20 protein-coding genes and 2 pseudogenes are annotated in these 23473 nt (G+C 72.3%); 4 read left to right on the top strand and 18 right to left on the bottom strand.

Annotation, left to right across the window (positions count from 1 at the left end; all coding sequences use genetic code 11):
* Positions 1 to 37: 37 nt before the first annotated feature.
* A complete protein-coding gene (locus BT341_RS27265) occupies positions 38 to 1039 on the top strand; it encodes an SPFH domain-containing protein (RefSeq protein WP_072478993.1) in 1002 nt (333 codons plus the stop codon).
* Positions 1036 to 1902 (top strand): NAD(+)/NADH kinase, encoded by an 867-nt coding sequence (locus BT341_RS27270; RefSeq protein ID WP_072478994.1) that lies wholly within the window; start codon positions 1036 to 1038, stop codon positions 1900 to 1902. The genes BT341_RS27265 and BT341_RS27270 overlap by 4 nt, the downstream gene beginning before the upstream one ends.
* 45 nt (positions 1903 to 1947) lie before the next feature.
* On the opposite strand, the gene BT341_RS27275 is transcribed toward BT341_RS27270, so the two are convergent.
* The gene (locus BT341_RS27275) at positions 1948 to 4173 is read right to left on the bottom strand and encodes a glycoside hydrolase family 15 protein (protein WP_072478995.1); all 2226 of its coding nucleotides are present in this window, start codon (positions 4171 to 4173) and stop codon (positions 1948 to 1950) included.
* A 115-nt stretch (positions 4174 to 4288) separates the two neighbouring features.
* Positions 4289 to 4984: a TetR/AcrR family transcriptional regulator gene (locus BT341_RS27280; RefSeq protein WP_072478996.1), complete on the bottom strand. Its 696-nt coding sequence runs from the start codon at positions 4982 to 4984 to the stop codon at positions 4289 to 4291.
* 86 nt (positions 4985 to 5070) lie between these two features.
* Between BT341_RS27280 and BT341_RS27285 the strand changes: the two genes are divergently transcribed.
* Positions 5071 to 6066, top strand: a complete 996-nt coding sequence (locus BT341_RS27285; RefSeq protein ID WP_072478997.1) for an aldo/keto reductase — start codon at positions 5071 to 5073, stop codon at positions 6064 to 6066.
* Between the two features lie 8 nt (positions 6067 to 6074).
* Here the strand turns inward: BT341_RS27285 and BT341_RS27290 are convergent, their stop codons facing one another.
* From BT341_RS27290 to BT341_RS27355, 16 genes and pseudogenes are all read right to left on the bottom strand, one after another.
* Complete coding sequence (locus BT341_RS27290; RefSeq protein WP_072478998.1) at positions 6075 to 7172, bottom strand: glycerate kinase; 1098 nt, start codon at positions 7170 to 7172, stop codon at positions 6075 to 6077.
* Positions 7169 to 7546, bottom strand: a complete 378-nt coding sequence (locus BT341_RS27295; RefSeq protein WP_072478999.1) for an allophanate hydrolase-related protein — start codon at positions 7544 to 7546, stop codon at positions 7169 to 7171. The genes BT341_RS27290 and BT341_RS27295 overlap by 4 nt, the downstream gene beginning before the upstream one ends.
* An 8-nt stretch (positions 7547 to 7554) precedes the next feature.
* Positions 7555 to 9006, bottom strand: coding sequence for an NCS2 family permease (locus tag BT341_RS27300; RefSeq protein ID WP_072479000.1), 1452 nt, complete (start codon positions 9004 to 9006; stop codon positions 7555 to 7557).
* A 124-nt stretch (positions 9007 to 9130) separates the two neighbouring features.
* Positions 9131 to 9613: a nucleoside deaminase gene (locus BT341_RS27305; protein ID WP_072479001.1), complete on the bottom strand. Its 483-nt coding sequence runs from the start codon at positions 9611 to 9613 to the stop codon at positions 9131 to 9133.
* A 1-nt stretch (position 9614) separates the two neighbouring features.
* Positions 9615 to 11978, bottom strand: a complete 2364-nt coding sequence (pucD, locus tag BT341_RS27310) for a xanthine dehydrogenase subunit D (protein ID WP_245805116.1) — start codon at positions 11976 to 11978, stop codon at positions 9615 to 9617.
* A complete protein-coding gene (locus BT341_RS27315; protein ID WP_072479002.1) occupies positions 11975 to 12445 on the bottom strand; it encodes a (2Fe-2S)-binding protein in 471 nt (156 codons plus the stop codon). Before BT341_RS27315 ends, pucD begins: the two co-directional genes overlap by 4 nt.
* A complete protein-coding gene (locus BT341_RS27320; protein ID WP_072479003.1) occupies positions 12436 to 13305 on the bottom strand; it encodes an FAD binding domain-containing protein in 870 nt (289 codons plus the stop codon). Before BT341_RS27320 ends, BT341_RS27315 begins: the two co-directional genes overlap by 10 nt.
* Before the next feature lie 196 nt (positions 13306 to 13501).
* Positions 13502 to 15190, bottom strand: coding sequence for a glyoxylate carboligase (gene gcl, locus BT341_RS27325; protein WP_072479004.1), 1689 nt, complete (start codon positions 15188 to 15190; stop codon positions 13502 to 13504).
* A 1-nt stretch (position 15191) separates the two neighbouring features.
* Positions 15192 to 16079 carry a 2-hydroxy-3-oxopropionate reductase gene (locus BT341_RS27330; protein WP_072479005.1) on the bottom strand — a complete coding sequence of 296 codons (888 nt, stop codon included), beginning with the start codon at positions 16077 to 16079 and terminating at the stop codon, positions 15192 to 15194.
* The gene (locus BT341_RS27335) at positions 16076 to 16894 is read right to left on the bottom strand and encodes a hydroxypyruvate isomerase family protein (protein WP_072479006.1); all 819 of its coding nucleotides are present in this window, start codon (positions 16892 to 16894) and stop codon (positions 16076 to 16078) included. Before BT341_RS27335 ends, BT341_RS27330 begins: the two co-directional genes overlap by 4 nt.
* Positions 16895 to 17092: 198 nt before the next feature.
* Complete coding sequence (locus BT341_RS27340; protein WP_072479007.1) at positions 17093 to 17887, bottom strand: 2Fe-2S iron-sulfur cluster-binding protein; 795 nt, start codon at positions 17885 to 17887, stop codon at positions 17093 to 17095.
* Positions 17884 to 18276 carry an NADH-ubiquinone oxidoreductase-F iron-sulfur binding region domain-containing protein gene (locus tag BT341_RS46715; RefSeq protein WP_245805355.1) on the bottom strand — a complete coding sequence of 131 codons (393 nt, stop codon included), beginning with the start codon at positions 18274 to 18276 and terminating at the stop codon, positions 17884 to 17886. The genes BT341_RS27340 and BT341_RS46715 overlap by 4 nt, the downstream gene beginning before the upstream one ends.
* 58 nt (positions 18277 to 18334) lie before the next feature.
* Positions 18335 to 19003: pseudogene (locus BT341_RS46720) on the bottom strand (NAD(P)H-dependent oxidoreductase subunit E); the annotation flags it as partial.
* A gap of 129 nt (positions 19004 to 19132) precedes the next feature.
* On the bottom strand, positions 19133 to 19609 hold the full coding sequence (locus BT341_RS46725) for an NADH-quinone oxidoreductase subunit NuoE family protein (protein WP_342750267.1): 477 nt from the start codon (positions 19607 to 19609) through the stop codon (positions 19133 to 19135).
* A gap of 13 nt (positions 19610 to 19622) precedes the next feature.
* Positions 19623 to 21530, bottom strand: a pseudogene (locus BT341_RS47390) (molybdopterin oxidoreductase family protein).
* Positions 21531 to 21543: 13 nt separating this feature from the next.
* A complete protein-coding gene (locus BT341_RS27355) occupies positions 21544 to 22539 on the bottom strand; it encodes a 2-dehydropantoate 2-reductase (RefSeq protein ID WP_072479008.1) in 996 nt (331 codons plus the stop codon).
* Between the two features lie 184 nt (positions 22540 to 22723).
* Here BT341_RS27355 and BT341_RS27360 point away from each other — a divergent pair, with 184 nt between their 5' ends.
* A complete protein-coding gene (locus BT341_RS27360) occupies positions 22724 to 23461 on the top strand; it encodes a GntR family transcriptional regulator (RefSeq protein ID WP_072479009.1) in 738 nt (245 codons plus the stop codon).
* Positions 23462 to 23473: the final 12 nt, after the last annotated feature.

A 23473-nucleotide genomic window follows, 5' to 3' on the forward strand; every position in this document is an offset into this window, starting at 1 on the left:
ACCCAATATCGTCAGCCTGACGATAAGAGGAGGGCTCATGGCCGACATCGACCGCCGGTTCGGGTTCCGGCACTTGCGCGGGGCACCCACCGTCCACATCCGCCACTACCGCCGGGGCGAGCTGGCGCACGACGGCGTCGGGCTGTCGTTCTGGTTCCGGCCGCTCACCGCGGTCATCTCGGAGGTCCCGGTCGACGACCGCGAGCTGCCGCTGCTGTTCCACGCCCGCACGGCCGACTTCCAGGACGTCACCGTCCAGCTCGCCCTCACCTTCCGGATCGAGGATCCCGCGCTGGCCGCGCAGCGCATCGACTTCTCCATCGACCCCGACACCGGACGCTGGCGCAGCGATCCGCTCGGCCAGATCAGCGGGCTGCTCACCGAGAACGTCCAGCAGTACGCCGTCGAGGTGCTGACCCGCACGCCGCTGGAAACCGCGCTCGTCGACGGCGTCCGGGCGGTCCGTGACCGGATCCGCGCCGGGCTCGCCGAGGAGGACACGCGCCTGGCACAGACCGGCTCGGCCGTCGTCGACGTCCGTGTCGTCGCCATCCGGGCCGAGCCGGAGGTCGAAAAAGCCCTGCAGACGACCGCGCGGGAGAAGGTGCAGCAGGAGGCCGACCGGGCGACCTACGAGCGCCGCGCGCTGGCCGTCGAGCGCGAGCGCGCCATCGGCGAAAACGAGCTGCAGAACCAGATCGAGCTGGCACGCCGTGAGGAGCAGCTGCTCGCCCAGCGCGGCGCGAACGCCCGGCGGCAGGCCGAGGAGGCCGCGGCGGCGAGCCGGATCGAAACCGAGGCACAGGCCCTCCGCCGGGAACGCCTCACGCAGGTCGAAGCGGACGGCAAGCGCGCACTCGGCGAAGCCGAAGCGGCCGGGGAAGCCGCGCGGCTGGCGGCGTACCGCGATCTGCCCGAGGGTGTGCTGACCGGGTTGGCACTGAAGGAGCTGGCCGGCAACCTGCCCCGGATCGACAACCTGGTACTGACGCCGGATCTGCTGGCTCCGCTGCTGACCAAGCTGGGCGCGCGGTCGTGAGCCTCGCGCCGCGTGTCGTGCTGGTGCACCGGCGCACCGAGCTGGCCGAGCTGGTGGCCCGGCACGGCACGCGCGGCCAGGCGGAGTTCTTCCTCCGCACGCGCGGCCGCGATCTCGCCGAGGTGACCGCGGCCGACGCCGCCGTGCGCGTCGCGCTGGCCACCGCGTCGGCGGCCATCCCGCTGGACTGGCGCCGCGGCGAAGTCGAACGCGCCGACCTCGACCGGTTCCTGTTCACCCCGGAGGACGTCGTCGTCGTGGTCGGCCAGGACGGCCTGATCGCCAACGTGGCCAAGTACCTCGACGGCCAGCCGGTGATCGGCGTGGCCCCTACCGCGCCGGGCGTCCTGGTCAAGCACCCGCCGGACGCCGTCGCGGACCTCCTGCGCAGCACCGGAACGGTCGAGCACCGGACCATGGCGCAGCTGACCGCGGACGACGGGCAGCGGCTCCTGGCGCTCAACGAGATCTACCTGGGCCACGCCGGGCACCAGACGGCCCGCTACCGGCTGGCCGCCGGCGGGACGGCGGAACGCCAGGCGTCGTCGGGAATCCTGGTCGGGACGGGCACCGGCGCCACGGGCTGGTGCGGCTCGGTGTGGCGGGAACGCCACAGCGCGCTGCGCCTGCCCGGGCCCGGCGAGGCCCGGCTGGTGTGGTTCGTCCGGGAAGCGTGGCCGTCGCCGTCGACGGGCACCGAGCACACCGAAGGCGACCTCACGGACACGCCGCTGACCGTCGAGGTCGAGTCCGACCGCCTGGTCGCGTTCGGCGACGGCCTGGAAGCCGACACGGTCGCGCTCACCCGCGGCCAGACGGCGACGTTCGCCCCGGCGGCGAAGACCGTCCGCCTCGTGCGGTGACCGGCGGCCCGGCACGCCGAGGGGGCGTGCCGGGCCGCCGGCGGGTCAGGTGCCGTAGCGGGCCTTGACGATCGACGGCGTGTCGAGGTTGCGGCCCGCGTCGATGTTCTGCGCCAGCCTCAGGTATTGGCCCTCCGCCCACATCAGCGGGCCTGCGCTGCCGGTCGGGCGGCCGAGCCCGAAGCAGCCGACGTCCGCGCGGTCCCACACCTGCTCGGGGACGAAGTAGCCGTCGTTGGCCGAGTCGGCCATCGACTTGAGGTACACCGCCGCCGACCGGCCGTTCGCCAGCTCGTACTCGCCGCGTTCGCCCGACAGCACCGGCCACAGCCGCCCGAACCGCTGACTGCCGTTCGCGGGCCAGCCACTGCAGTTCGCGGTGCTCTCGCCGTAGTTGTCGTGCGGGTAGCGGTGGAAGTAGACGTCGCCGTCGGGCAAGGTCACCTGGACGGCGGAGTTGCCGTCGGACGCGGCGGCCGTCGGCGCGACGGAGTTCGCGATCGTGGTGTCGCCCGCGGGGCGGATACCGAGCCGCACGAGGTCGAGGAAGCCGAAGTCGGTGACGTCGTGCTCGTAGAAGCAGCCTTCGTCGAAGCAGATCGTCGCGGTGTCGTTCGGGTTCCCGGCGCGGTCGAGGCGCTCGTAGTACGTGTGCCCGCCCCAGTAGCCGGACGTCGTCACGGTCCAGCCGGCCAGGGAGCTGCGCCAGGAGTCCGCTGTGGACTCCCACGTCGTCGCGCTCGCGGTGTCGCCGTTCGCCCGGGCGATGGCTCCGGCGGCGATCAGACCGGCGACCTCCGCGGCCACCGAGGACGGGGACTTGCCGTACTGCTCCTCCCACCGCTCGGTCGTGTCCGGCCCGGTCGCCACGATGTGGTTCGCCGTCGTCTTGACCTTGGCGTACGTCGAAGCGTCGGTGAGGCCGGTCAGCCAGGCCAGCAGGATCGCGTCGGCGTCCTGGTCGAGCTGCTCGCAGCAGCCGAGCTGCTGGGCACTGGCGCCCGCGACGCCGGAAACCGGGCTGTAGCGCGGAAACGAGCCGGCCGGGTACGTCGTGCCGTCGCCGGCGGTGGAGCTGCCGATCCACTGCGAGTTCCACAGGAACTGGGCCATCCGCGTGGCCTGGGCGCTGTCGCCGGCGGCGAGCAGGCCGGTCGCCTGCTGGTAGAGGTCACGGCCCCAGACGCGGTGGTAGCCGTCATTGAGGTGGTCGCCGTTCGTGAAGTCGCCCCACGGCGTCGCCAGGCCAGCGACGCTCGCACCCGGGTGCTGCTTGTCCTCGGCCGTCTTCAGCGCCATCGCCGCGACGTAGTAGGCCCGCCGCCGCTGCGTGTCGCCCGAAACGCTGGCCGGAGCGGGTTTCAGGCTGCCCACGTAGGAGTTCCAGCCGCTGCGGTAGGACGCCGAGACGTTGGCGAACCCGCTGCTCAGCGAGCCGCTCGCGGCGGACGAGGCGGCCGCCGCCGTGGCGCCGTAGCCGAGCGCGACGGTGAACGTCGTGTCCGTCCCGACCGGGATCTGTCCGCACTGGACGACGTTGCCGGTGCCGGAGACGGCGTCGAACTGGTTGTTCAGGGTCCTGTCGGCGCGCAGGTCGACGAGGCAGTCGCTGCCCGCGCCGCTGTAGCCGTTGTCGTGCGCGGTGAAGCCGGTCGAGACGCGCAGTGCGGAGACGACCGTGGTGGCCGTGCCGCCGAACAGCGTCTCGGTGCCGCTCGCCATCAGGGCGCCGGAGGAGTCCCACCACGCGTTGTCGTTCGACCCGCCACCCGCCATCGACGGGTTGGCCAGCAGGTAGAGCCGGTAGCTGCCGCCGTCGAGCGACTGGAACCGCGTGCTGGTCACGAGCGTCGAGCGGGCCGGGTCGGTGACGTAGTCGGTGGTGATCCGGTACTTGCCGCTCTTGGCGGTGTTCGTGACGGTATACTGCAGGGCCTTCTCGTCGGGCATCGAGACGACGTGGTTCGTGGCGTCGCGTTCGAGGTCGACGAAGCTCGATCCGTCGGTGACGACGTACTGCATGTCCTGCATGTCCGGCACGTCGGCGCGCGGGTAGAACACCTCGGACGTGACGCCGTTGGCGACGGTGAACCAGACCGGGCTGGCGGTCGTCGTCGAGGTGCCGAGCGCGGACTTGTTGCCGGTGGCCCAGGAGGCGCCGCCACCGCAGCAGTCGGTGGCGGTACCGCTCGCCAGTGCCGTGCCGGGCAGCGCCCCGGCCAGCAGAACTCCCGCTCCGGCGCAGGCCAGGACCGCTTTCCACCTGATCATCGGACCCTCCGACGGCGTTGTCGTCAATATGTTGCGAGCCGCAACATATTGAGCCACGCGTCGATGACAGGCAATGTCCGATCGACCTGAACCGATCCAGCCCTCGCCGGACGGATCAGGCGTCGGCGATGCGGTCCAGCCACTCCGCGAGCAGGACACGCTCGGCAGCGGTCAGCGCCGTGGCGCCGTCGAGACCCGCGCGCAGCGCGATCGCCCGCTCCGGGAGAGCCGATCCGGACGGCGCTTCGGCGTCGGTGAGAATCCGGGCGAGGACGGTCTCGCGAGCCGTCGCCGACAGCTCCGGGTCGCGCTCCGCCTCCGGTGTCGCGATCAGCGACAGCACGACGCCCATCCCCGTCGAGTGCACCAGCCGCGCCGCGCGGTCGACACTCACCCGCAGCCGGCCCGCCGCCGCGACCCGCTCGACGATGCCGCGGAGCATCCCTTCGGCTTCGCGCGCGGCCGGCGAGGTGCGGCCGGGACGCGCGTCGCCGTACATGAGCACGTAGAACTCCGGGCGCGAGAGGCCGAACTCGAGGTGCAGGTCCCAGCCACGCCGCAGGTCCTCGACGGCGTCGCCGGTCGACCCGAGGGCACGCTTGCTCGCCAGGTACTCGTCGAAGCCGTACGCGGCGACCGCGTCGAGCAGGCCGTCCTTGTCGCCGAAAAGGCGGTACAGCGCCGGCGGCTGCACGCCCGCCGCCGCGCTCACCGCGCGCGTCGAGAGGCCGTCGCGCCCCTCCGCCACCAGCAGGGCGGCCGCCGCTTCGAGGATCCGCTCGCGGGTGTCCGCCGCCGTCTTCGTCACCATGGTTCCAATGATAACAAATCCTCGATAGCGCATGTTCAATATCGCTGATATCTTAATGGCGATATCGATGGAACCAAGGAGGATTCATGCGCTCCCGCACCCTCGGCCGGACCGGTCCGGCCGTCAGCGCCCTCGGCCTCGGGCTGATGGGCATGTCCGACCTGTACGGCCCGGCCGACGAGGCCGAGTCGGTCGCGACGATCCACGCAGCGCTCGACGCCGGCGTCACCCTGCTCGACACCGGCGACTTCTACGGCATGGGCCACAACGAACTGCTGCTGCGTGACGCGCTGCGCGGCCGCGACCGCGACCGGGCGGTGATCAGCGTCAAGTTCGGCGCGCTGCGCGGCCCGGACGGCGGCTGGCTCGGCTACGACAGCCGCCCGGCGGCCATCAAGACGTTCCTCGCCTACAGCCTGCGCCGCCTCGGCACCGACCACGTCGACGTGTACCGGCCCGCCCGGCTCGACCCGGCCGTGCCGATCGAGGAACAGGTCGGCGCACTGGCCGAGCTGGTGCGGGCGGGGTACGTCCGCCACATCGGCCTGTCGGAGGTCGGCGCCGAGACACTGCGCCGCGCCGCCGCCGTACACCCGATCGCCGACCTGCAGATCGAGTATTCGCTGCTCTCCCGCGGGATCGAGGCGGAGATCCTGCCCACCGCCCGCGAGCTGGGCATCGGCGTCACGGCGTACGGCGTGCTCTCGCGCGGCCTGCTCAGCGGGCACTGGACGCCGTCGCGCGAGCTGGCCGACGGCGACTTCCGCGGCCACAGCCCCCGGTTCCAGGGCGAGAACCTCGAGCGCAACCTCGCCCTGACCGACGCGCTGGGCAAGCTGGCCGCGGCGAAGGGCATCACGACCGCGCAGCTGGCCATCGCGTGGGTCACCGCGCAGGGCGAGGACATCGTCCCGCTGGTCGGCGCCCGCACCCGGGCGCGGCTGGCCGAGTCCCTCGGCACCGCCGACGTCGAGCTCACCGCGGCCGACCTCGCCGAGATCGAGGCCGCCGTCCCGGCCGGGGCCGTCGCGGGCGGCCGGTACGCCGCCGCTCAGCTGGACCACCTGGACAGCGAGAAGTGAATCACCGACTACAGGTGGGCCAGGGCGGCCCGGCGGGCGAGACGGCGCAGCAGCGGCGCCGCCTCCGCCAGGCAACGCGCCGGGTCCGGTTCCAGATCTGTCAACGCGTACGCGGCCGAGAACCCCGCTGCCGCCAAGTCCACTGAGGACAGTTCACACCGCCCGGACACCGCGACGCAGGGAATCCCCTTGGCCGCCGCGGCCCGGGCCACGCCCGCCGGGGCCTTGCCGGACAACGTCTGCTCGTCGAGCGACCCCTCGCCCGTCACGACCAGGGACGCGTCCGCCAGCGCCGCGTCGAACCCCAGCAGGTCGAGCAGCAGCTCGATACCGGGCCGCATCCGGGCGCCCAGCACGGCCATCGCCGCGAAGCCCACTCCCCCGGCCGCGCCGGCGCCCGGCCGCTCGGCGACCTCCGCTCCGGCGAAAGACGCCCAATGCCGCAACGCGGCGTCCAGCGTCTCGACGTCGTCGCGGGACGCGCCCTTCTGCGGACCGTAGACGTGAGCGGCCCCGCGCGGGCCGTGGAGCGGATTGTCCACGTCGCTCGCCAGCTCGAAGTCCGCTCCGGACAGGCCGGACAGGCCGGACAGGTCGAGCGCGGCGAGCCGGGACAGGGCCGCGCCACCGGGCGGAAGCTCCCGGCCCGCGGAGTCGAGCAGCCGGGCGCCCAGCGCGGTCAGCAGGCCCGCGCCGCCGTCGGTGCACGCGCTGCCGCCGACGCCGAGGACGATCCGCCCGCTGCCCGCCGCCAGGGCCGCGGCGACGACGTCACCGGTGCCCGCGCTGGTGGCCGTGAGCGGCGCCGGCGGCCCGGGGAGCCGGTGCAGTCCCGACGCCTCGGCCAGCTCGACGACCGCGGTGTCACCACGGACCGCGTAGGACGCCGTGACCGGCTCCCCGGTCGGCCCCCGCGCGGGCACCCGCACGCGGCGGAACCCGGCGGCGACGGCGGCGTCGACCGTGCCGTCGCCGCCGTCGGCCACCGGCAGGGTCTCCACCACGACCGCGGGACGGGCGTCGGCGAGGCCGGCGGCCACCGCCGACGCCACCTCGGCCGCGCTCAGCGAGCCCTTGAACTTGTCCGGCGCGACGAGGACCTTCACGCGCTCGCCCGGTACGCCCGCCAGTCGCCGACCTCGGTGATGTCCCGCAGGGCGACGTGCGAGGTATAGGGCCGCCGCAGCAGCATGGCGAACGCCGAACTGCCGTCCGCCAGTTCCACCACGCCCAGCTCCAGCTCGTGCGGCTCGGCCGGGAGCACCTTGTCCCGCAGGTCGTCCAGCGGGACGTCGTAGACCTCGCCGGTCACCGCAGCGCCGCCGTGCGACACCGGGTACAGCGCCGGGCACTGGTCGCCGACGGCGTAGAACCGGTACTTCGGCGCCGTCGTCGTGGTGGTCACGAACGGTGAGCCGGACAGGAGGTGGTGCAGCGGTCCGCCGCGCATGGCGCCGCCGTTGAAGAACATCAGGGCCACGGGAACTCCTAGCGGAAGAGGGCTTCGACACCGTCGATGGCGAAGTACACCGCGAACACGAGCGCCAGCAGGGAAAGCAGCCAGCCGGCTTCGCGCCACTTGCCGCGGCCGAGCTTGATCAGCACGAACGCGATCAGGCCGGCGCCGACGCCGTTGGTGATCGAATACGTGAACGGGATCAACGCGGCGGTCAGGAACACCGGGATCGTGTAGTCCGGGTCGTGCCACGGGATGTGGCGGCACTGCGCGACCATCATGCCGCCGATGACCACCAGCGCGGGCGCCGCGGCCTGCGCCGGGACGACCCCGGCCAGCGGCGTGAACAGCAGCGTCCCGGCGAACAGCAGGCCGGTCACGACGCTCGCCAGCCCGGTCCGCGCGCCCTCCCCGACGCCGGCGGCGGACTCCAGGAACACCGTGTTCGGCGACGAGCCGGTGACCCCGCCCGCGATCGCGCCCGCGCCGTCGACCAGCAGGATCCGGCCCATCCGCGGCACCTTGCCGTTCTTCGACAGCCCGGCCTCGTCGGACACGCTCGTGATCGTGCCCATGGCGTCGAAGAACCCCGACAGCACCAGCGTGAACAGGAACACCGTCGCCGCCAGCGCTCCCGCCGAGGCGAACCCGCCGAACAGGTCGATGTGGCCGAAGAGCCCGAAGTCCGGTGCCGCGACGACGTGGTCGGGCAGGGCCGGGGTGGTGAGGCCCCAGCCGCCGACGCCGAACCCCTCGTGCAGCACGACGGCGAGCACGGTGGCCACCCCGATGCTGATCAGCACCGCGCCAGGGACCTTGCGCGCCACCAGCACGACCATCAGCAGCAGCCCGAAGCAGAACACGGCGATCGGCCAGCCGTGCAGGTGCCCGCCCGCCCCGAGGCGCACCGGGACGGTGGTCTGCGCCGAGTCCGGCATCCGGGTCACGAACCCGGCACTGACCAGCCCGACGAGCGCGATGTAGAGCCCGATGCCGACGGTGATCGCCATCTTGAGCGGCCGCGGGATGGCGTTCATGATCCGCTCGCGCACGCCGCTGACCGCCATCAGCACGATGCACACGCCTTCGAGCACGACCAGCCCGAAGGCCTGCGGCCACGTCATCGACGGGGCCATCTGGAAGGCGACGATCCCGTTGATGCCGAGCCCGGCGGCCAGCGCGAGCGGCGCGTTGCCGACGAGTCCCATGAGGACGGTCATCACGGCGGCGGCCAGCGCGGTCGCCGTGGTCACCTGCGCGGCCGACAGCCGCGCGCCGGTGATGTCGGCGGAGGCGCCGAGGATGAGCGGGTTGAGCAGCACGATGTAGGCCATCGCGACGAACGTCGTGACGCCGCCGCGCACTTCTCGGCCGATCGTGGTTTGCCGGGCCCGCAGCTCGAACAGCTTGTCGAGCAGCGAACGGCGTTGCGGTGGGCCGGGTACTCCGCCGAGTTCGGGTTCCTGGATCTCTACCTGGGTCATGCGTCCTGCCCTTGCCGGTGGGTGTGCTCGGCCAGGCCGAGGCACAGCGCCGTGCCTGGGCGAGCGGGACGTTCGATTCGGTTGTGCTCCGGTCAGCTGGCCTTGTGGGTCAGTAAGCGGTGGGTCAGTAGTCGGTGCGGTCGGCCTTGTCGAGCCAGGCCGCGAAGGGCGCGAAACCGTCCTTTGCGGACAGTCGCGTCACGGGTACCGTCCACGTGTCGCGCGGCCGGTCGAAGAGCTCGTAGAAGGCGCGGTCGTCGAAGCCGGCCTTGGCCGCGTCGTCGCGGTCGGCGGCGAAGACGACCTTGTCCACCCGCGCCCACAGTGCCGAGGACAGGCACATCGGGCACGGCTCGCAGCTGGAGACGAGCACGCAGCCGTCCAGCTTGAACGTGCCGAGCGCCTGGCAGGCCGCGCGGATCGCGACGACCTCGGCGTGCGCAGTCGGGTCGAGGTTCGCGGTGACGCGGTTGACGCCGGTCGCGACGACCTCGCCGTCCCGCACGATCAGCGCGCCGAACGGGCCGCCGCCGTTCGCGACGTTGGTCTCGGCGATGCGGACGGCCTCGTCGAGCCATTCGTTCTCGACGGAAAGCGACGTGGTCATCTCAGGCTCCAGTGGCGTTTCGGGGGGACCGGGGGCCGGCGCCCTCCGGGCGGGGCGTGGGGGCCGCACCCCCACGGGACACCGTGATGTGCTCGGGACGGATCGGGACGCGCGGCAGCTCGAGGCCGGTGGCCGCGCGGATGGCGTTGGCGATCGCGGGCGTGGCCGAGATCGTCGGCGGTTCGCCGACGCCGCGGACGCCGTAGGGCGCGTGCGGGTCGGGCCGCTCGAGGACCTCGACGCGCATCGGCGGCATGTCGAGGACGGTCGGGATGAGGTAGTCGGTGAACGACGGGTTCCGCACCTTGCCGCCTTCGACCAGGATCTCCTCCATCACCGCCAGCCCGAGGCCCTGGGCGGACCCGCCGTGGATCTGCGCGACGACGGCGTCGGGGTTCATGGCCTTGCCGACGTCCTGGGCGCAGTCGAGCTGGACCACCTTGACCAGCCCGAGGTCGAGGTCGACGTCGACCACCGCGCGGTGGGCTGAGAAGCCGTACTGGACGTGCGCGTCGCCCTGGCCCGTTTCCGGGTCGAGCGGGTAGGTCGGCCGGTGGTGGAACTCGCGGGTCTCCTCGATCGCGGTGTCGCCCAGCAGCTCGGCCAGGTCCGCGACCACCTCGCCGTCGGCCGCGACGACCTTGCCGCCGGCCAGGGTCATGCCTTCGGCCGGCACGCCGAGCCGGGCGTAGACCGCTTCGGCGACCGCGCGGCAGGCGTTGCGGACCGCGCCGCCGGTGACGTACGTCTGGCGCGACGCCGAGCTGGAGCCCGCGTCGCCGACGCTCGTGTCGGCCGGGTGCACGCTCACCCGCGTCACGCCCAGCTCGGTGCGCGCGATCTGCTGTTGCAGCGTCACCAGCCCTTGGCCCACCTCGGCCGCCGCGGTGTGCACCATCGCCACCGGCTCGCCGCCGAGCACCTCCAGGCGGACGCGGGCGGTCGAGTAGTCGTCGAGGCCTTCGGCGTAGGAGATGTTCTTGATGGTGACGCCGTAGCCGACCCCGCGGACCACGCCGTCGCCGTGCGTGGTGTTGGACGCGCCGCCGGGCAGCTCGCGGATGTCGCGCTCGCCGGCGGGCTCGGGCGGCAGCGGCAGGTCGCGGACCCGCTGGACCAGCTCGGCGACCGGCGCCGGGAAGTCGACCACCTGGCCGGTGACCACCGTGGACCCTTCGCTGAGCGCGTTGCGGATCCGCAGCTCGGCCGGATCCATGCCCAGCGCCGCCGCCAGCTTGTCCATCTGGGACTCGTAGGCGTAGGTCGGCTGGACCGCGCCGAGCCCGCGCATCGCGCCGCAGGTCGGGTTGTTCGTGTAGACGCCCCAGCCCTCGATGTGCGCGTTCGGCACGTCGTAGGGGCCGACGCCGAGCGTGGTGCCGTTGCCGACGACGACCGGGGTCTTCGACGCGTACGCGCCACCGTCGAAGTACAGCTTCGCCTTGACGTAGACCAGCTTGCCGTCACGGGTGGCGCCGTGTTCGTAGTACATCTTCGCCGGGTGCCGGTGGACGTGCCCGAAGAACGACTCGAGGCGGTTGTAGCTCATCTTCACCGGCCGCCCGGTGCGCAGCGCGAGCAGGCACGAGTGGATCTGCATCGACAGGTCCTCGCGACCGCCGAACGCGCCGCCGACGCCCGACAGCGTCAGGCGCACCTTCTCCAGGGGCAGGCCGAGTGCCTTCGCCGTCTGCCGCTGGTCGACGTGCAGCCACTGGGTCGCCAGGTAGAGGTCCACGCCGCCGTCCTCGGCCGGCACCGCGAGGCCGGACTCGGGGCCGAGGAACGCCTGGTCCTGCATGCCGATCTCGTACACGCCGGACACGACGACGTCCGCGGTGGCGTCCGGGTCGCCCTTGACGATCCGCTGGTGGCGCACCAGGTTCCCGCCAGGGTGCAGCTTCGGCAGCGTGTCGTCGTGCGCGGCCCGCTCGGGGTCGGTCACCGGCTCGAGCACGTCGTAGTCGACGACGATCTCCTTGAGCGCCTGCCGCGCGATCTCCGGGTGGTCGGCGGCCAGGATCGCGACCGGCTCACCCTGGTAGCGGACGACGTCGACGGCCAGCGCCGGCGTGTCCTGGTACTTGAGGCCGTAGACGTTCTCGCCGGGGACGTCCTCGTGCGTGAGCACCGCGTGGACACCGGGCTGGGCGAGCGCGCGGGAGACGTCGAGCCGGACGATCCGGGCGTGCGGGTGCGGGCTGCGCAGCGTGGCGCCCCACAGCATGTCCTCGTGCCACAGGTCCGAGGAGTAGGCGAACTCGCCGCGGACCTTGAGCGTGCCGTCCGGGCGCAGCGGGCTCTCGCCGATGCCGCCGGCGATCGTGTCGTGCAGCTCCTGCGGGGAACGGGCGGGCGCGCTCATCGGACGGCCTTCTTCGCGGCCGCGTCGCGGACGGCGTCGAGGATCTTCTCGTAACCCGTGCAGCGGCAGAGGTTCCCGGCGAGCGCTTCGCGGATCTCGACGTCGTCCGGCCGCGGGTTGCGCTCGATCAGGTCGTGGGCCGCGACGACCAGGCCCGGGGTGCAGAAGCCGCACTGGACGGCGCCGCGTTCGACGAACGCCTCCTGCACCGGGTCCAGCGCCTCGCCGTCGGCCAGCCCTTCGACCGTGACGACCTCGCGGCCCTCGGCCTGACCGGCCGCGACGAGGCACGCGCAGGCCGGGACGCCGTCGAGGTAGACCGTGCACGAGCCGCATTCGCCCTGCTCACAGGCGTTCTTCGAGCCGGGCAGGCCCAGCCGCTCGCGCAGCACGTACAGCAGGCTTTCGCCTTCCCAGACGTTGTCCGCCCGGCGGTGCTCACCGTTGACAGTGACGTTCACGCGCACTTCGCGCTCCCTCCGCAGTATTCGCTCCAGGCCCAGGTCAGCGTCCTCCGCGCCATCACGCCGAGGGCGTGCCGGCGGTACGCCGCGCTCCCCCGGACGTCGTCGATCGGCGCGGCGGCCGCGGCGACCAGGTCGCCGAACCGGCGCTTGACCGAGTCGGCCAGCGGCTTCGGTGAGTCCCAGTCCAGCTCGCCGGCGAGGAACTCCTCGGCGGCGAAAGCCCGGCGCGGGGTGGGCGCGGCCGAGCCGACGCCGGTGCCGGCCCGCCGCTCCGCCGGGTGCAGGGCCAGCCCGAAGGCGGCGACCGCGATGACCATGGCGTTGCGGGTGCCGATCTTGCTGAACTGCTGCGGGCCGGTGGCCGGCCGGAGCAGGACACCGGTGATCAGCTCGTCCGGCTCCAGGACGTTCTTCTTGACCCCGGCGTAGAAGTTCTTCGCGGCGACGATCCGGGTCCCGCGCACCGACGCGATCTCGACCTCGGCGTCCGCGGCGAGCAGGGCCGGGTGCGCGTCGCCTGCGGGTGAAGCCGCACCCAGGTTGCCGCCCACCGAACCGCGGTTGCGGATCTGCGGGGATCCGACGGTCCGCGCGGCCATCGCGAGGCCGGGCAGCCGATCGCCGAGCTCGGCGATGATCCGGGCGTAGGGCACGGCCGCGCCGATCCGGATCCGGCCGCCGTCGGTGCCCTGCTCGTGCAGCTCGGCCACGCGGCCGAGGTCGAGCAGGGCGTCGGGACGGCGGTGGTCGAAGTTGATTTCGACCATCACGTCCGTGCCGCCGGCGATCGGGACCGCACCGGGGTGCGCGGCCTTCGCGGCGAGCGCGTCGGCCAGCGTGGCGGGTCGGAGGAATTCCACTGTGGACGTCCTTTCGGGCTGCTTCGCCCCAGCAGTACACACGCCGGGGTGTGGCCGCGGCCACGGCAAAACCCCTGAAAGAGAGGCGAATTTCCGGCCCGCGTTTGTACTTTCCGACAAGCGGCGTTCCGCGCGCGCGGAAAGGCCGCCGTGCGAGGTCGGGTCTCGCACGGCGGCCTGGGTCACGCGGGGGTCGTTACGCGGGCTCGAACTCCTTGACCGCGTCCAGGGCGGCGCCCATGGCCGCGTTGCCTTCGCGTTCGATCATGATCTCCACCAGGACCGGGCGGCTGGTCCGCTCGGCCTCCTTGCGCGCCCATTCCAGGGACGTCCGGATCTCCCCCGGCTCGTGCACCCGGGTGCCGGAGCAGCCGTAGGCTTCCATGATCTTGACGTTGTCGGTGCCGTTCGCGTCGTAGTGGATGTCGACTTCGAAGTTCATGTCGTAGCCGGTCTCGGCCTGGCGGATCAGCCCGAGGTACTCGTTGTTGAGCATGACCAGGACGAACCCGACGTCGTACTGGGCGGCCACCGCCAGCTCCTCGACGAGGAACTGGAACGAGTAGTCGCCGACCACGCCGACGACCTCCGCCGCCGGCCGCGCCTTCTTGACCCCGATCGCCGCCGGGATCTCCCAGCCGAGCGGGCCGGCCTGCCCGCACACCTGGTAGTGACGTGGCTTGTGCGCCTTCTGGAACTGGCCCGACCAGATCTGGTAGAGCCCGATCGCCGTGACGAAGTAGGTGTCCTCGCCGAAGGTTTCGTTGATCTCCTTGAACACCCGCGGCGCCTTGATCGGCAGGCTGTCGAAGTCGTCGCGCCGGGGAAGCGCTTCCTTGAGCTCCGCGATGCGACCGGCCCACTCCCGCCGTGGCCGCGGCGAGCGCCGCTCCAGCGCCGTCAGGAGAGCCTCCAGGAACTCCCGCGTGTCCGAAACGATCCCGAGGTCCGGGCCGAACACCTTGCCCAGCTGCGTCGGCTCGATGTCGACGTGGATGAACTTCCGCTCGCCCCGGTACACCGACAGCTCCCCGGTGTGCCGGTCGCCGAAGCGCGCACCCAGCGCCAGCACCAGGTCGGCCTCCAGGAAGGCGGCGTTCGCCCAGCGCTGCGACGTCTGGATGCCCGCCATCCCGGCGAACAGCTCGTGGTCCTCCGGGAAGCTGCCCTTGCCCATCAGCGTCACCTGCACCGGGACGCCGAGGCGCTCGGCCGCGGCCCGCAGCTGCTCGCTCGCCTCGCCCAGGACGACCCCGCCGCCGGCCAGGATGAGCGGGCGCTCGGCGGCCAGCAGCAGGTCGAGGGCCCGCTCGACGCGCGCCGGCGCGGGCCGCACCGCGGCGACCGGCAGCGGCGAGTCGATCGAGGAGTCCCACTCGATGTCCTGCCTCTGCACGTCGATCGGCAGGTCGATGAGCACCGGGCCCGGACGGCCGGACCGGGCGACCCGGAACGCCTCGCGGAAGATCCACGGCAGCTGTGCCGCCTCCTTGACCTGGACCGCCCACTTCGTCACCGGCTTGGCGATCTCGACGATGTCGACGGCCTGGAACGCCTCCTGGTGCAGCTTGGTGGTAGCCGCCTGGCCGGTGATGCAGATGATCGGGATCGAGTCCGCGTGCGCGGTGTAGAGCCCGGTGATCATGTTGGTCCCGGCAGGCCCGGACGTGCCGATGGCGACGCCGACGTTGCCGTTCGTCCTGGCCCAGCCGTCGGCCATGTGCGTCGCGCCTTCTTCGTGGCGGACGATGAGGTGCTCGATCGCCCGGCCTTGCAGGGCGTTGTACAGCGGGAGGATGGCCGCGCCGGGGCAGCCGAAGACGGTGTCGACGCCTTCGCTTTCCAGGACGTCGACGACCGCCTGCATCGCGGGGATTCTGGGCATGTCACACCTCCGCCGGGACGCGGCCCGACAACTGTTCGACGACCTTCAGCAAGGCCGAGTGGTCCAGGGAGCCGTAGCCCATGGCACGGCCGGCGGCGACGAGCTGGGCGACCAGCCCGGTGAGCGGGAGCGCGACGTCGGCCTGCCGGGCGGCGGCCAGCGCGATCCCCATGTCCTTGTGGTGCAGGTCGATCCGGAAGCCGGGAGCGAACCGGCGGTCCACCATGGACTTGCGCTTCAGTTCGAGGATCCGGCTGCCCGCGAGTCCCCCGGCGAGCACGTCGAGGCCCGTGGCGGCGTCCACACCGGACGCTTCGAGCAGCACGATCGCCTCGGCGACCAGGCCGTAGATCCCGCCGACGACGAGCTGGTTCGCGGCCTTGACGACCTGGCCCGCGCCGTGCGGGCCGACGTGGACGATGGTCTTGCCGACCGCGTCGAACACCGGCTTCGCGGCCTCGAAGTCCGCCGCGTCGCCGCCGACCATGATGGACAGTGCCGCCTGCTCGGCACCCGCCTGACCACCCGACACCGGCGCGTCGAGGACGCGGATGTCCTTGTCCCGTGCGGCTTCCGCGATCTCGATCGACGTCTCCGGCCGGATGGTGCTCATGTCGATCAGGAGGGTGCCCGGATCGGCGGTCCCGAGGACGCCACCCGGCGCCAGCACGACCTGTTCGACCTGAGGGTGGTCCGGCAGCATCGTGATCACGATGTCCGCACCGGCCACCGCGTCGGCGACCCCGCTCGCGGCCCGTCCGCCGGCGGCCGCCAGCTTCTCCCCCGCGGCGGGGTTGACGTCGAAGCCGGCGACGTCGTGCCCGGCCGCGGCCAGGTGCGCGGCCATCGGGGCGCCCATCACGCCCAGTCCGATGAATCCCAGTTTCATGCTCGTCCCCTTCGGGTGATCGGCAGCCAGTCCAGCGACGCGAGAGTGCCGGGCTCCGGGACGTATTCGATGCCGACGAACTCGTCGTATCCCGCGGCCTGCAGCTTCGCGAGGTATCCGTCGATGTCGAGGGAGCCGGTGCCGGGCTGGTGCCGCCCGGGCGCGTCGGCGATCTGGACGTGCCCGATCCGCGGTGTGTGCACCGTGACGAGGGCGTCCAGGTCGTCGCCGTTGACTGCCAGGTGGTACAGGTCGGCCAGCAGCCGCACGTTGTCGCGCCCGAGGTCGTCGAGCACGGCCACGGCGTCCGCGGCGGTCTTGAGCGGATAGCGGTCCGCGCCGGAGAGGGGTTCGAGGACCAGCTGCGCGCCGATCCGCGCGGCGGCCTCGGCGGCCGTCGCGAGGTGGGCGCGGGCGAGGTCGTCCTGCTTGGCCGGGTCCTCGCCGTCGAGCCGGTTGCCGTAGAGGGCGTTGAAGCTGCGGCATCCGGTGCGTTCGGCGATGCCGAGCGCGACGACGAGACTGTCGGCGAACTCGGTCTCGCGGCCGATCCACGACACCAGGCCGCGCTCCCCCGCCGTCATGTCGCCGGCGAAGAAGTTCAGCCCCCGCAGCCGCACACCGGCTCGCTCGATCGACCGGACGAAGGCGTCGACCTCGTCGCGCGCGGGCGCGGCGGTGTCGAACGGCCACCAGTACTCGACGTCGGTGAACCCGGCCTCCCGCGCGGCGGCCGCGCGCTCGGGCAGCGGGACCTCCTTGAACAGGATCGACAGGTTGGCGACGTACGGCAGGGAGTGCCCCTCTTCTGGCATCGCGACCTCAAATTTCGCTATCCGGAATCTTTCTTTCGTATATCGAGAATAGCCGGTCGAGATGACCACGGTCAACGCTCGGGTGCGGACCGCGACGAGTGCGGGGATTCCGCTGAAAGGCTGCGGGTTCGTCCTGACGCTGGTGGCCGCTCGGACGGCGCAGTCCGGCGCCGCGCCGGCCGACACCGGCGGGGGCATTCACCTGTTCTGGACGTGCTGCCGGCCGAACCGGCCCTTGATGCACAGGTTCCCGTGCGTCACCGCGCTGTCGTGCGGTGACGTCACCTTCACGATCTCGTTGTCCTGGACGTGCAGGGTCAGGCTGCAGCCGACGCCGCAGAACGGGCAGACGGTCGTCGTCCGCGTCTGGCGGGAGCAGACCTCGACGCAGTTGCCGCAGTACACGCAGGCGCTGTCCGGCAGCGGGTTCGAGAACTCCGTCGAGATGCGCGCGTCGAAACCGCGGCCCGCCACGCTGATCGCGAACGAGTTCTGCCACTGCTCGCCGCACGCGTCGACGCACTTGTAGCAGAGGATGCAATTGCCGTAGTCGCGGACGTACAGCTCGTTGTCCACCAGCGCCGGTTGCGCCACTGCCGCCGCGTCCGGGCCGAAGCGGGCCGGGTCCGCGCCCGTCTCGGCCATCCACTCCGCGACGCCCGGGGTCGTGGACAGGTCCGTCGCCGACGCCAGCAGTTCGAGGACCACCTTGCGGCCGGTGCGCGTCCGCGCCGAATCGGTGTGCACCACCATGCCCGGCTCGGCCTTGCGGGAGCACGACGGCACCAGCGTCCGCGAGCCTTCGACCTCGACCATGCAGACGCGGCAGGCGTTCGCCGGTTCGAGCGTGTCGCCGTAACAGAGGGTGGGGATGTCCTTGCCTGCCGCCGTACACGCGTCGAGGATCGTCGAACCCTCCGGCACCCGGACAGTTTCACCGTCCACAGTGAACTCGACGAGCCGGCGGGGGATCCCGATGTCCACGATCGTCACTGCAGTGCCCCCAACCGGTCGATGGCCGACTCGATGGCGTTCCACACGGTCTGGCCGAGGCCGCAGATCGACGAGTCCCGCATGACCCCGCCCACCTCGCGCAGCAGCGGGCGCTGGTCCGGCCCCGCGGCCAGGGCCCGGCGGATCGCCGCCTCCTGGCGGACCGTCCCGATCCGGCACGGGACGCACTGCCTGCACGACTCGTCGCGGAAGAACACCGCGATCCGCAGCAGGAACCCGCCGAGGTCGGCGAGGTCGTCCAGCACCAGGACGACGCCCGAGCCGAGCGTCGTCTCCGCCGCCCGCGCGTCTTCGAACGTCAGCGGCAGGTCCAGTTCGTCCGGCCGGGCGAACCCGCCGGCCGCGCCGCCCAGCAGCACCGCGCGCACCGACCGGCCCGCCGGGACTCCCCCGGGCCGAGGAGAGGAGTTCCCGCAGGGTCGTGCCGAACGGCACCTCGTACACGCCGGGCCGTCGAACGTTCCCGGACAGGCAGAACAGCTTGGGGCCCGTGGCGGCCGCGGTCCCGATCACCCGGTAGGCGGCCGCGCCCTCGGTGAGGATGAGCGGCACGTTGACCAGTGTCTCGACGTTGTTCACGACGGTCGGCTTGCCGAACAGCCCCTGCTCCACCGGGAACGGCGGCTTCGTACGCGGTTCGCCGCGGAATCCCTCGATCGAGTTGAAGATCGCGGTCTCCTCGCCGCAGATGTACGCTCCCGCGCCACGCCGGATCTCGATGTCGAACGAGAACCCCTCGTGGCCCATGACGTCCATACCGAGGAACCCGCGTTCGCGGCAGACCGCCAGTGCGTTGCGCGGCCGCCGCAGCGCCCGCGGGTACTCGCCGCGCAGGTAGACGTACCCCTGCCGGGCGCCGATCGCGAACGCCGCGATCGTCATGGCCTCGACCACCGCGAACGGATCGCCTTCGAGCAGCACCCGGTCCTTGAACGTGCCGGGCTCGCTTTCGTCGGCGTTGCACACCAGGTAGTGCGGCCCGGCGGGCTGCGCGGCCGTGGCCGCCCACTTGCGGCCGGTCGGGAAGGCGGCACCGCCGCCGCGGCCGAGCAGGCCGGAGTCGGTGACCTCGCGGAGCACCGCGGCCTGGCCCATGCGCAGGGCGTTCCGCAGGCCGCGTAGCCGCCTGCCGCCCGGTAGCCGTCCAAACTGGCCGGATCGACCACGCCGACCCGGCGCAGCAGCCGCAGCCCCGCACGCTGGTGGATCACCGGCGGCGCGCCCTCACCCGCGGGTGGCCGCCGGGCGGCCAGCACCGCGGACGCGCCGGTCGCCGGGGCGACCAGCTCGGTGGTGGCCGGGTCGCCCGCCTGGAACGTCAGCGCCGCGGGGGCCCGTTCGCAGACGCCGAGGCACGGGCTGCGCAGCCACGTGACCCCGCCGCGCGCCTTCCCCGCCGCGCCGACGTGCTCGGTGAGGACGTCGCACACCGTCCCGGCGCCGTTGACCCGGCACGCCAGGTCGGTGCACCACCCGTTGCGGACGCTCCTCCAGCGCGAACAGCGCGTAGAAGCTCGCCACGCCGTACGCGACGGCGGGCGGCACGTGCAGCGTCTCGCAGATGAGGTTGAGCGCGCTTTGGCTGATCCAGCCGACCCGGTCGTTGACCGCGTGCAGCGCGGGCAGCAGCTGGTCACGGCCGCCGCCGGCGAAGCTCGCGACCGCCTCCCGTTCTTCGCGCGACGCGACGGCGTCCAGCAGCTTGAGGTCCGCTTCAGACCTCCACCGGCAGCTTCTCGACGCGGATCGCCGCGGCCTTGTCCTCGGCCGTCCCGGCGATCGGGCAGGTCGCCTCGATGGTGAGGACGTTGACGTCGACCTCGTCCGGGAAGTGGAAGGTCATGAACGCCAGCCCGGGTTTCAAGCCGGTGTCGAGCCGCACCGGCGCGACGATCTCGCCGCGCCGCGAGGAGATCCGGACCGGTTCGCCGGGTTCGACGCCGAGCGGCCGCGCGTCCTCCGGGCACAGGTCGAGGGTCTCCCCCTGCCGCAGCGGGGACGGGAAGCCGCCGGACTGGACGCCGGTGTTGTAGGAGTCCAGGCGCCGTCCGGGGGTGAGCCGGATCGGGAACTCCTCGGTCAGCAGGTCGACCGGCGGGCTGTGCTCGATCACGGTGAACGGCGCCGGGCGGCCGCGCTCGGCCGGGTCTTCGGCCCACAGGCGGCCGTGCAGGAACGTCGGTTCGAGGGCGTCTTCGGAGGAGCACGGCCACTGGATGCCGCCGAGTTTTCTTCGAGCCGCGCGTACGACATCCCGGCGTGCATCGGCGACAGCGAGCGCAGCTCGTCCCAGACCGCTTCGCCGCCGGTGTAGTGCCAGTCGTGGCCGAGCCGCCGCGCCAGCCCGACAGCAGCTCGATGTCGTCGCGGGCGCCTTCCGGCGGTTCGAGGGCCTTGCGGACGCACTGGACCCGGCGTTCGGAGTTGGTGAACGTCCCGTCGCTCTCACACCAGGCCGCAGCACGACGTCGGCCAGCTGCGCGGTCTTGGTGAGGAAGATGTCCGGCACCACCAGGTGATCGACGTTGGACAGGCGCTTGTGGTGTGCGCGCAGTCCGCTTCGGACTGCACCGGGTTCTCGCCGATGACGTACACGCAGGTGAGGTCGCCGCGCTCCATCGCGTCGAGCATCTGGGTCAAGTTGAGGCCCTTGTGCGGCGGGATCGACGAGCCCCAGGCGGCGTCGAACTTCGCCCGGACGCCCGGGTCGAGGACGTCCTGGAAGCCGGGGAGCCGGTCCGGGATGGCGCCCATGTCGCCGCCGCCCTGGACGTTGTTCTGCCCGCGCAGCGGGTTCAGCCCGGCGCCGTAGCGGCCGACCTGCCCGGCCAGCAGCGCGAGGTTGATCAGCGCGAGGACGTTGTCGGTGCCGTTGTGGTGCTCGGTGATGCCGAGCGTCCACGACAGCTGGGCGCGATCGGCGCGGGCATAGGTGCGGGCCAGTTCGCGGATCAGCTCCGCCGGGACGCCGGTCGTCCGCTCGGCGACGTCCGGCGTCCAGGGTTCGACCGAGGCGGCGAACTCCGGGAAGCCTTCGGTGGCACGCGCGATGAACGTCTCGTTCGCCAGTCCCGAGTGGATGATCTCCCGCGCGATCGCGTGGGCCAGGGCGATGTCGGTGCCGACGTCGAGCTGCAGCTGCCGGTGCGCCCAGCTCGCGGTGCTCGTGCGCCGCGGGTCGACGACGAACAGCTTCGCTCCCTTGTGGACGGCCTTGAGCACGTGGTGGAAGAGATGGGGTGCGCCTCGCGCGGGTTGCCGCCCCAGATCACGATGACGTCGGCGTCCTCGATCTCCTGGAGGACGACGTCCCGCCGCCGCTGCCGAACACGCGGGCCAGCCCGGCGACGCTCGGCGCGTGGCAGGTGCGGTTGCACGAGTCGACGTTGTTCGTGCCGATCACCGCGCGGGCGAACTTCTGCGCGACGAAGTTCATCTCGTTGGTCGCGCGGGCGCACGAGAACATCCCGAACGCCTCCGGTCCCCTGGTGTCCAGGGTCCGCCGGATCCCGGCGGCGGCCCGGTCGAGGGCCTCGTCCCAGGTGGCCGGCCGCAGCACGCCGGAGTCGCGCACCAGTGGCCGGGGCAGCCGGACGTACGGTTCGGTCTTCCTGCGCTTCACGGGCACCTCCGGTTCAGTGCGCCCCGGCGGGCACGGGCGGGTTGCTGGTCCGGTCGAGCAGCGAGACCAAGGCGTGGACGTGCCGCAACGCCGGCGCGGGCACGCCGGTCAGGCCGGCCAGCTCCACGACCGCGCCGATGATCGCGTCGATCTCCAGTGGCTTGCCCGCTTCGAGGTCCTGCAGCATCGACGTCTTGTGGTGGCCGACGCGCCAGGCACCGTCGATGCGCTTTTCGACCGAGATCCGCGGGTCGGCGCCGGCCGCGCGGGCGACGGCGAGGGTCTCGGTCATCATCGTGGCGACGAGCGCGCGCGTGTCCTCGTGCTCGCACATCTGGGCCATGGTCGCCCGGGTCAGCGCCGAGAGCGGGTTGAAGGCGACGTTGCCCATCAGCTTGACCCAGATGTCGTTGCGCAGGTCGGCTTCGACGGGTGCCTTGAGGCCGCCGGCGATCATCGCCGCGCTGAGCACCTTGCAGCGCGCGGAGATCTCGCCGCCCGGCTCGCCGAGGGAGAAGCGGGTGCCCTCCAGGTGCCGGATCACGCCCGGCTCCTCGACCACGGTCGAGCAGTAGACGACGCAGCCGATCGCGCGCCGCAGCTGGAGCACGGCGGTCACCGAGCCGCCCGGGTCGACCGCCTCGATCCGCCGCCCTTCCAGGGGATGGCCCGTCAGTCCGTGGAAGTACCACCACGGGATGCCGTTCTGCGCGGCGACGATCGCCGTCTCCGGGCCGAGCAGCGGCGCGAGCAGGGGTCCGCAGGACGCGTAGGAGTTGGCCTTGAGGCCGAGGAACACGAAGTCGGCCTCGCCGACTTCGCCCGGGTCGTCCGTCACGTGCGGGTGCGCGGTGAAGTCACCGCGCGGGCTGAGCACGCGGACGCCGTGCTCGCGCATCGCGGCGAGGTGGGCCCGCCGGGCGATCAGGTGCACTTCGGTCCCGCCGCGGTGCAACGCGGCCCCGACGTAGGCACCGATCGCCCCGGCCCCGAGAACAGCCACCTTCATGATGGGCCTCCGGCTTCGGTTCAGCACGTGATTGCATACAGTATACTGGATCCAAAGCGGATACCAGAGGCCCGGCGGCGGAACTCGGAAAAGACCTCGACGGGCGGTGACTGGGATTTTGCATACCAAAACCTGTATCCTGGATCGAGATCGTCGCGTTCCACTCCCCTTTCCGAGGTGTCCCGTGAGCCAGCCCGCATCCCCGCTCCCCGACCGCGGCCCGAGCGGCCGCCGCACGGCCAAGGGCTCGCTCGGCTCGACCGCCGCCAAGCGCGTCGAACGGCCCGCCCCGCTGCGCCAGGTCGTCTACGAGGCCATCGCCGAACTGATCATCAACCGCACGCTCGAACCCGGCCAGCACCTGGTCGAGGCCGACCTGGCCGAGTACCTCGGCGTCAGCCGGCAGCCGGTCCGCGAAGCGCTGCAGCGCCTGCAGAGCGAAGGCTGGGTCGACCTGCGTCCGGCGCAGGGCGCGTTCGTGCACCTGCCCACCGACGAGGAAGCCGACCAGCTGCTGAGCGTCCGCAGCGTGCTGGAGACCCACTCGGCGAAGCTCGCCGCCGAGCGGGCCACCGCCGCCGACGTCTCCCGCCTGCGGGAACTGCAGGAGGCCGGGCTCGACGCGCTCGCCGCGGACGACACCGAAGGCCTGGTGGCGGCCAACGCCGCCCTCCACGCGTTCATCACCGAGCTGTCCGGGAACAAGGTGCTCGCCGAGCTGATCGGCCTGGTCGACCGGCGCGTCCGCTGGTACTACACACCGATCGCCCGGCCCCGCGGGCGGGACGCGTGGACCGAGCACGAAGAGCTGATCCAGGCCATCGCCGGGCAGGACGCCGGCGCCGCCGAGACCATCATGGCCAAGCACACCGAACGGACCCGCCAGGCCTACCACGAACGCCCGGAAGCCCCCCGGTCCTGATTCCGGCAGGAC

Source organism: Amycolatopsis australiensis (assembly GCF_900119165.1).
GTDB lineage: Bacteria > Actinomycetota > Actinomycetes > Mycobacteriales > Pseudonocardiaceae > Amycolatopsis > Amycolatopsis australiensis.

What these genes read in the sequence shown, in the direction of transcription:
- BT341_RS27305 (WP_072479001.1), bottom strand. Translation starts at nt 9,613, where the DNA reads ATGACCACGTCGCTTTCCGTCGAGAACGAATGGCTCGACGAGGCCGTC.
- BT341_RS27335 (WP_072479006.1), bottom strand. Translation starts at nt 16,894, where the DNA reads ATGCCAGAAGAGGGGCACTCCCTGCCGTACGTCGCCAACCTGTCGATC.
- BT341_RS27280 (WP_072478996.1), bottom strand. Translation starts at nt 4,984, where the DNA reads ATGGTGACGAAGACGGCGGCGGACACCCGCGAGCGGATCCTCGAAGCG.
- BT341_RS27355 (WP_072479008.1), bottom strand. Translation starts at nt 22,539, where the DNA reads ATGAAGGTGGCTGTTCTCGGGGCCGGGGCGATCGGTGCCTACGTCGGG.
- BT341_RS27275 (WP_072478995.1), bottom strand. Translation starts at nt 4,173, where the DNA reads ATGATCAGGTGGAAAGCGGTCCTGGCCTGCGCCGGAGCGGGAGTTCTG.
- BT341_RS27265 (WP_072478993.1), top strand. Translation starts at nt 38, where the DNA reads ATGGCCGACATCGACCGCCGGTTCGGGTTCCGGCACTTGCGCGGGGCA.
- pucD (WP_245805116.1), bottom strand. Translation starts at nt 11,978, where the DNA reads ATGAGCGCGCCCGCCCGTTCCCCGCAGGAGCTGCACGACACGATCGCC.
- gcl (WP_072479004.1), bottom strand. Translation starts at nt 15,190, where the DNA reads ATGCCCAGAATCCCCGCGATGCAGGCGGTCGTCGACGTCCTGGAAAGC.
- BT341_RS27300 (WP_072479000.1), bottom strand. Translation starts at nt 9,006, where the DNA reads ATGACCCAGGTAGAGATCCAGGAACCCGAACTCGGCGGAGTACCCGGC.
- BT341_RS27330 (WP_072479005.1), bottom strand. Translation starts at nt 16,079, where the DNA reads ATGAAACTGGGATTCATCGGACTGGGCGTGATGGGCGCCCCGATGGCC.
- BT341_RS27285 (WP_072478997.1), top strand. Translation starts at nt 5,071, where the DNA reads ATGCGCTCCCGCACCCTCGGCCGGACCGGTCCGGCCGTCAGCGCCCTC.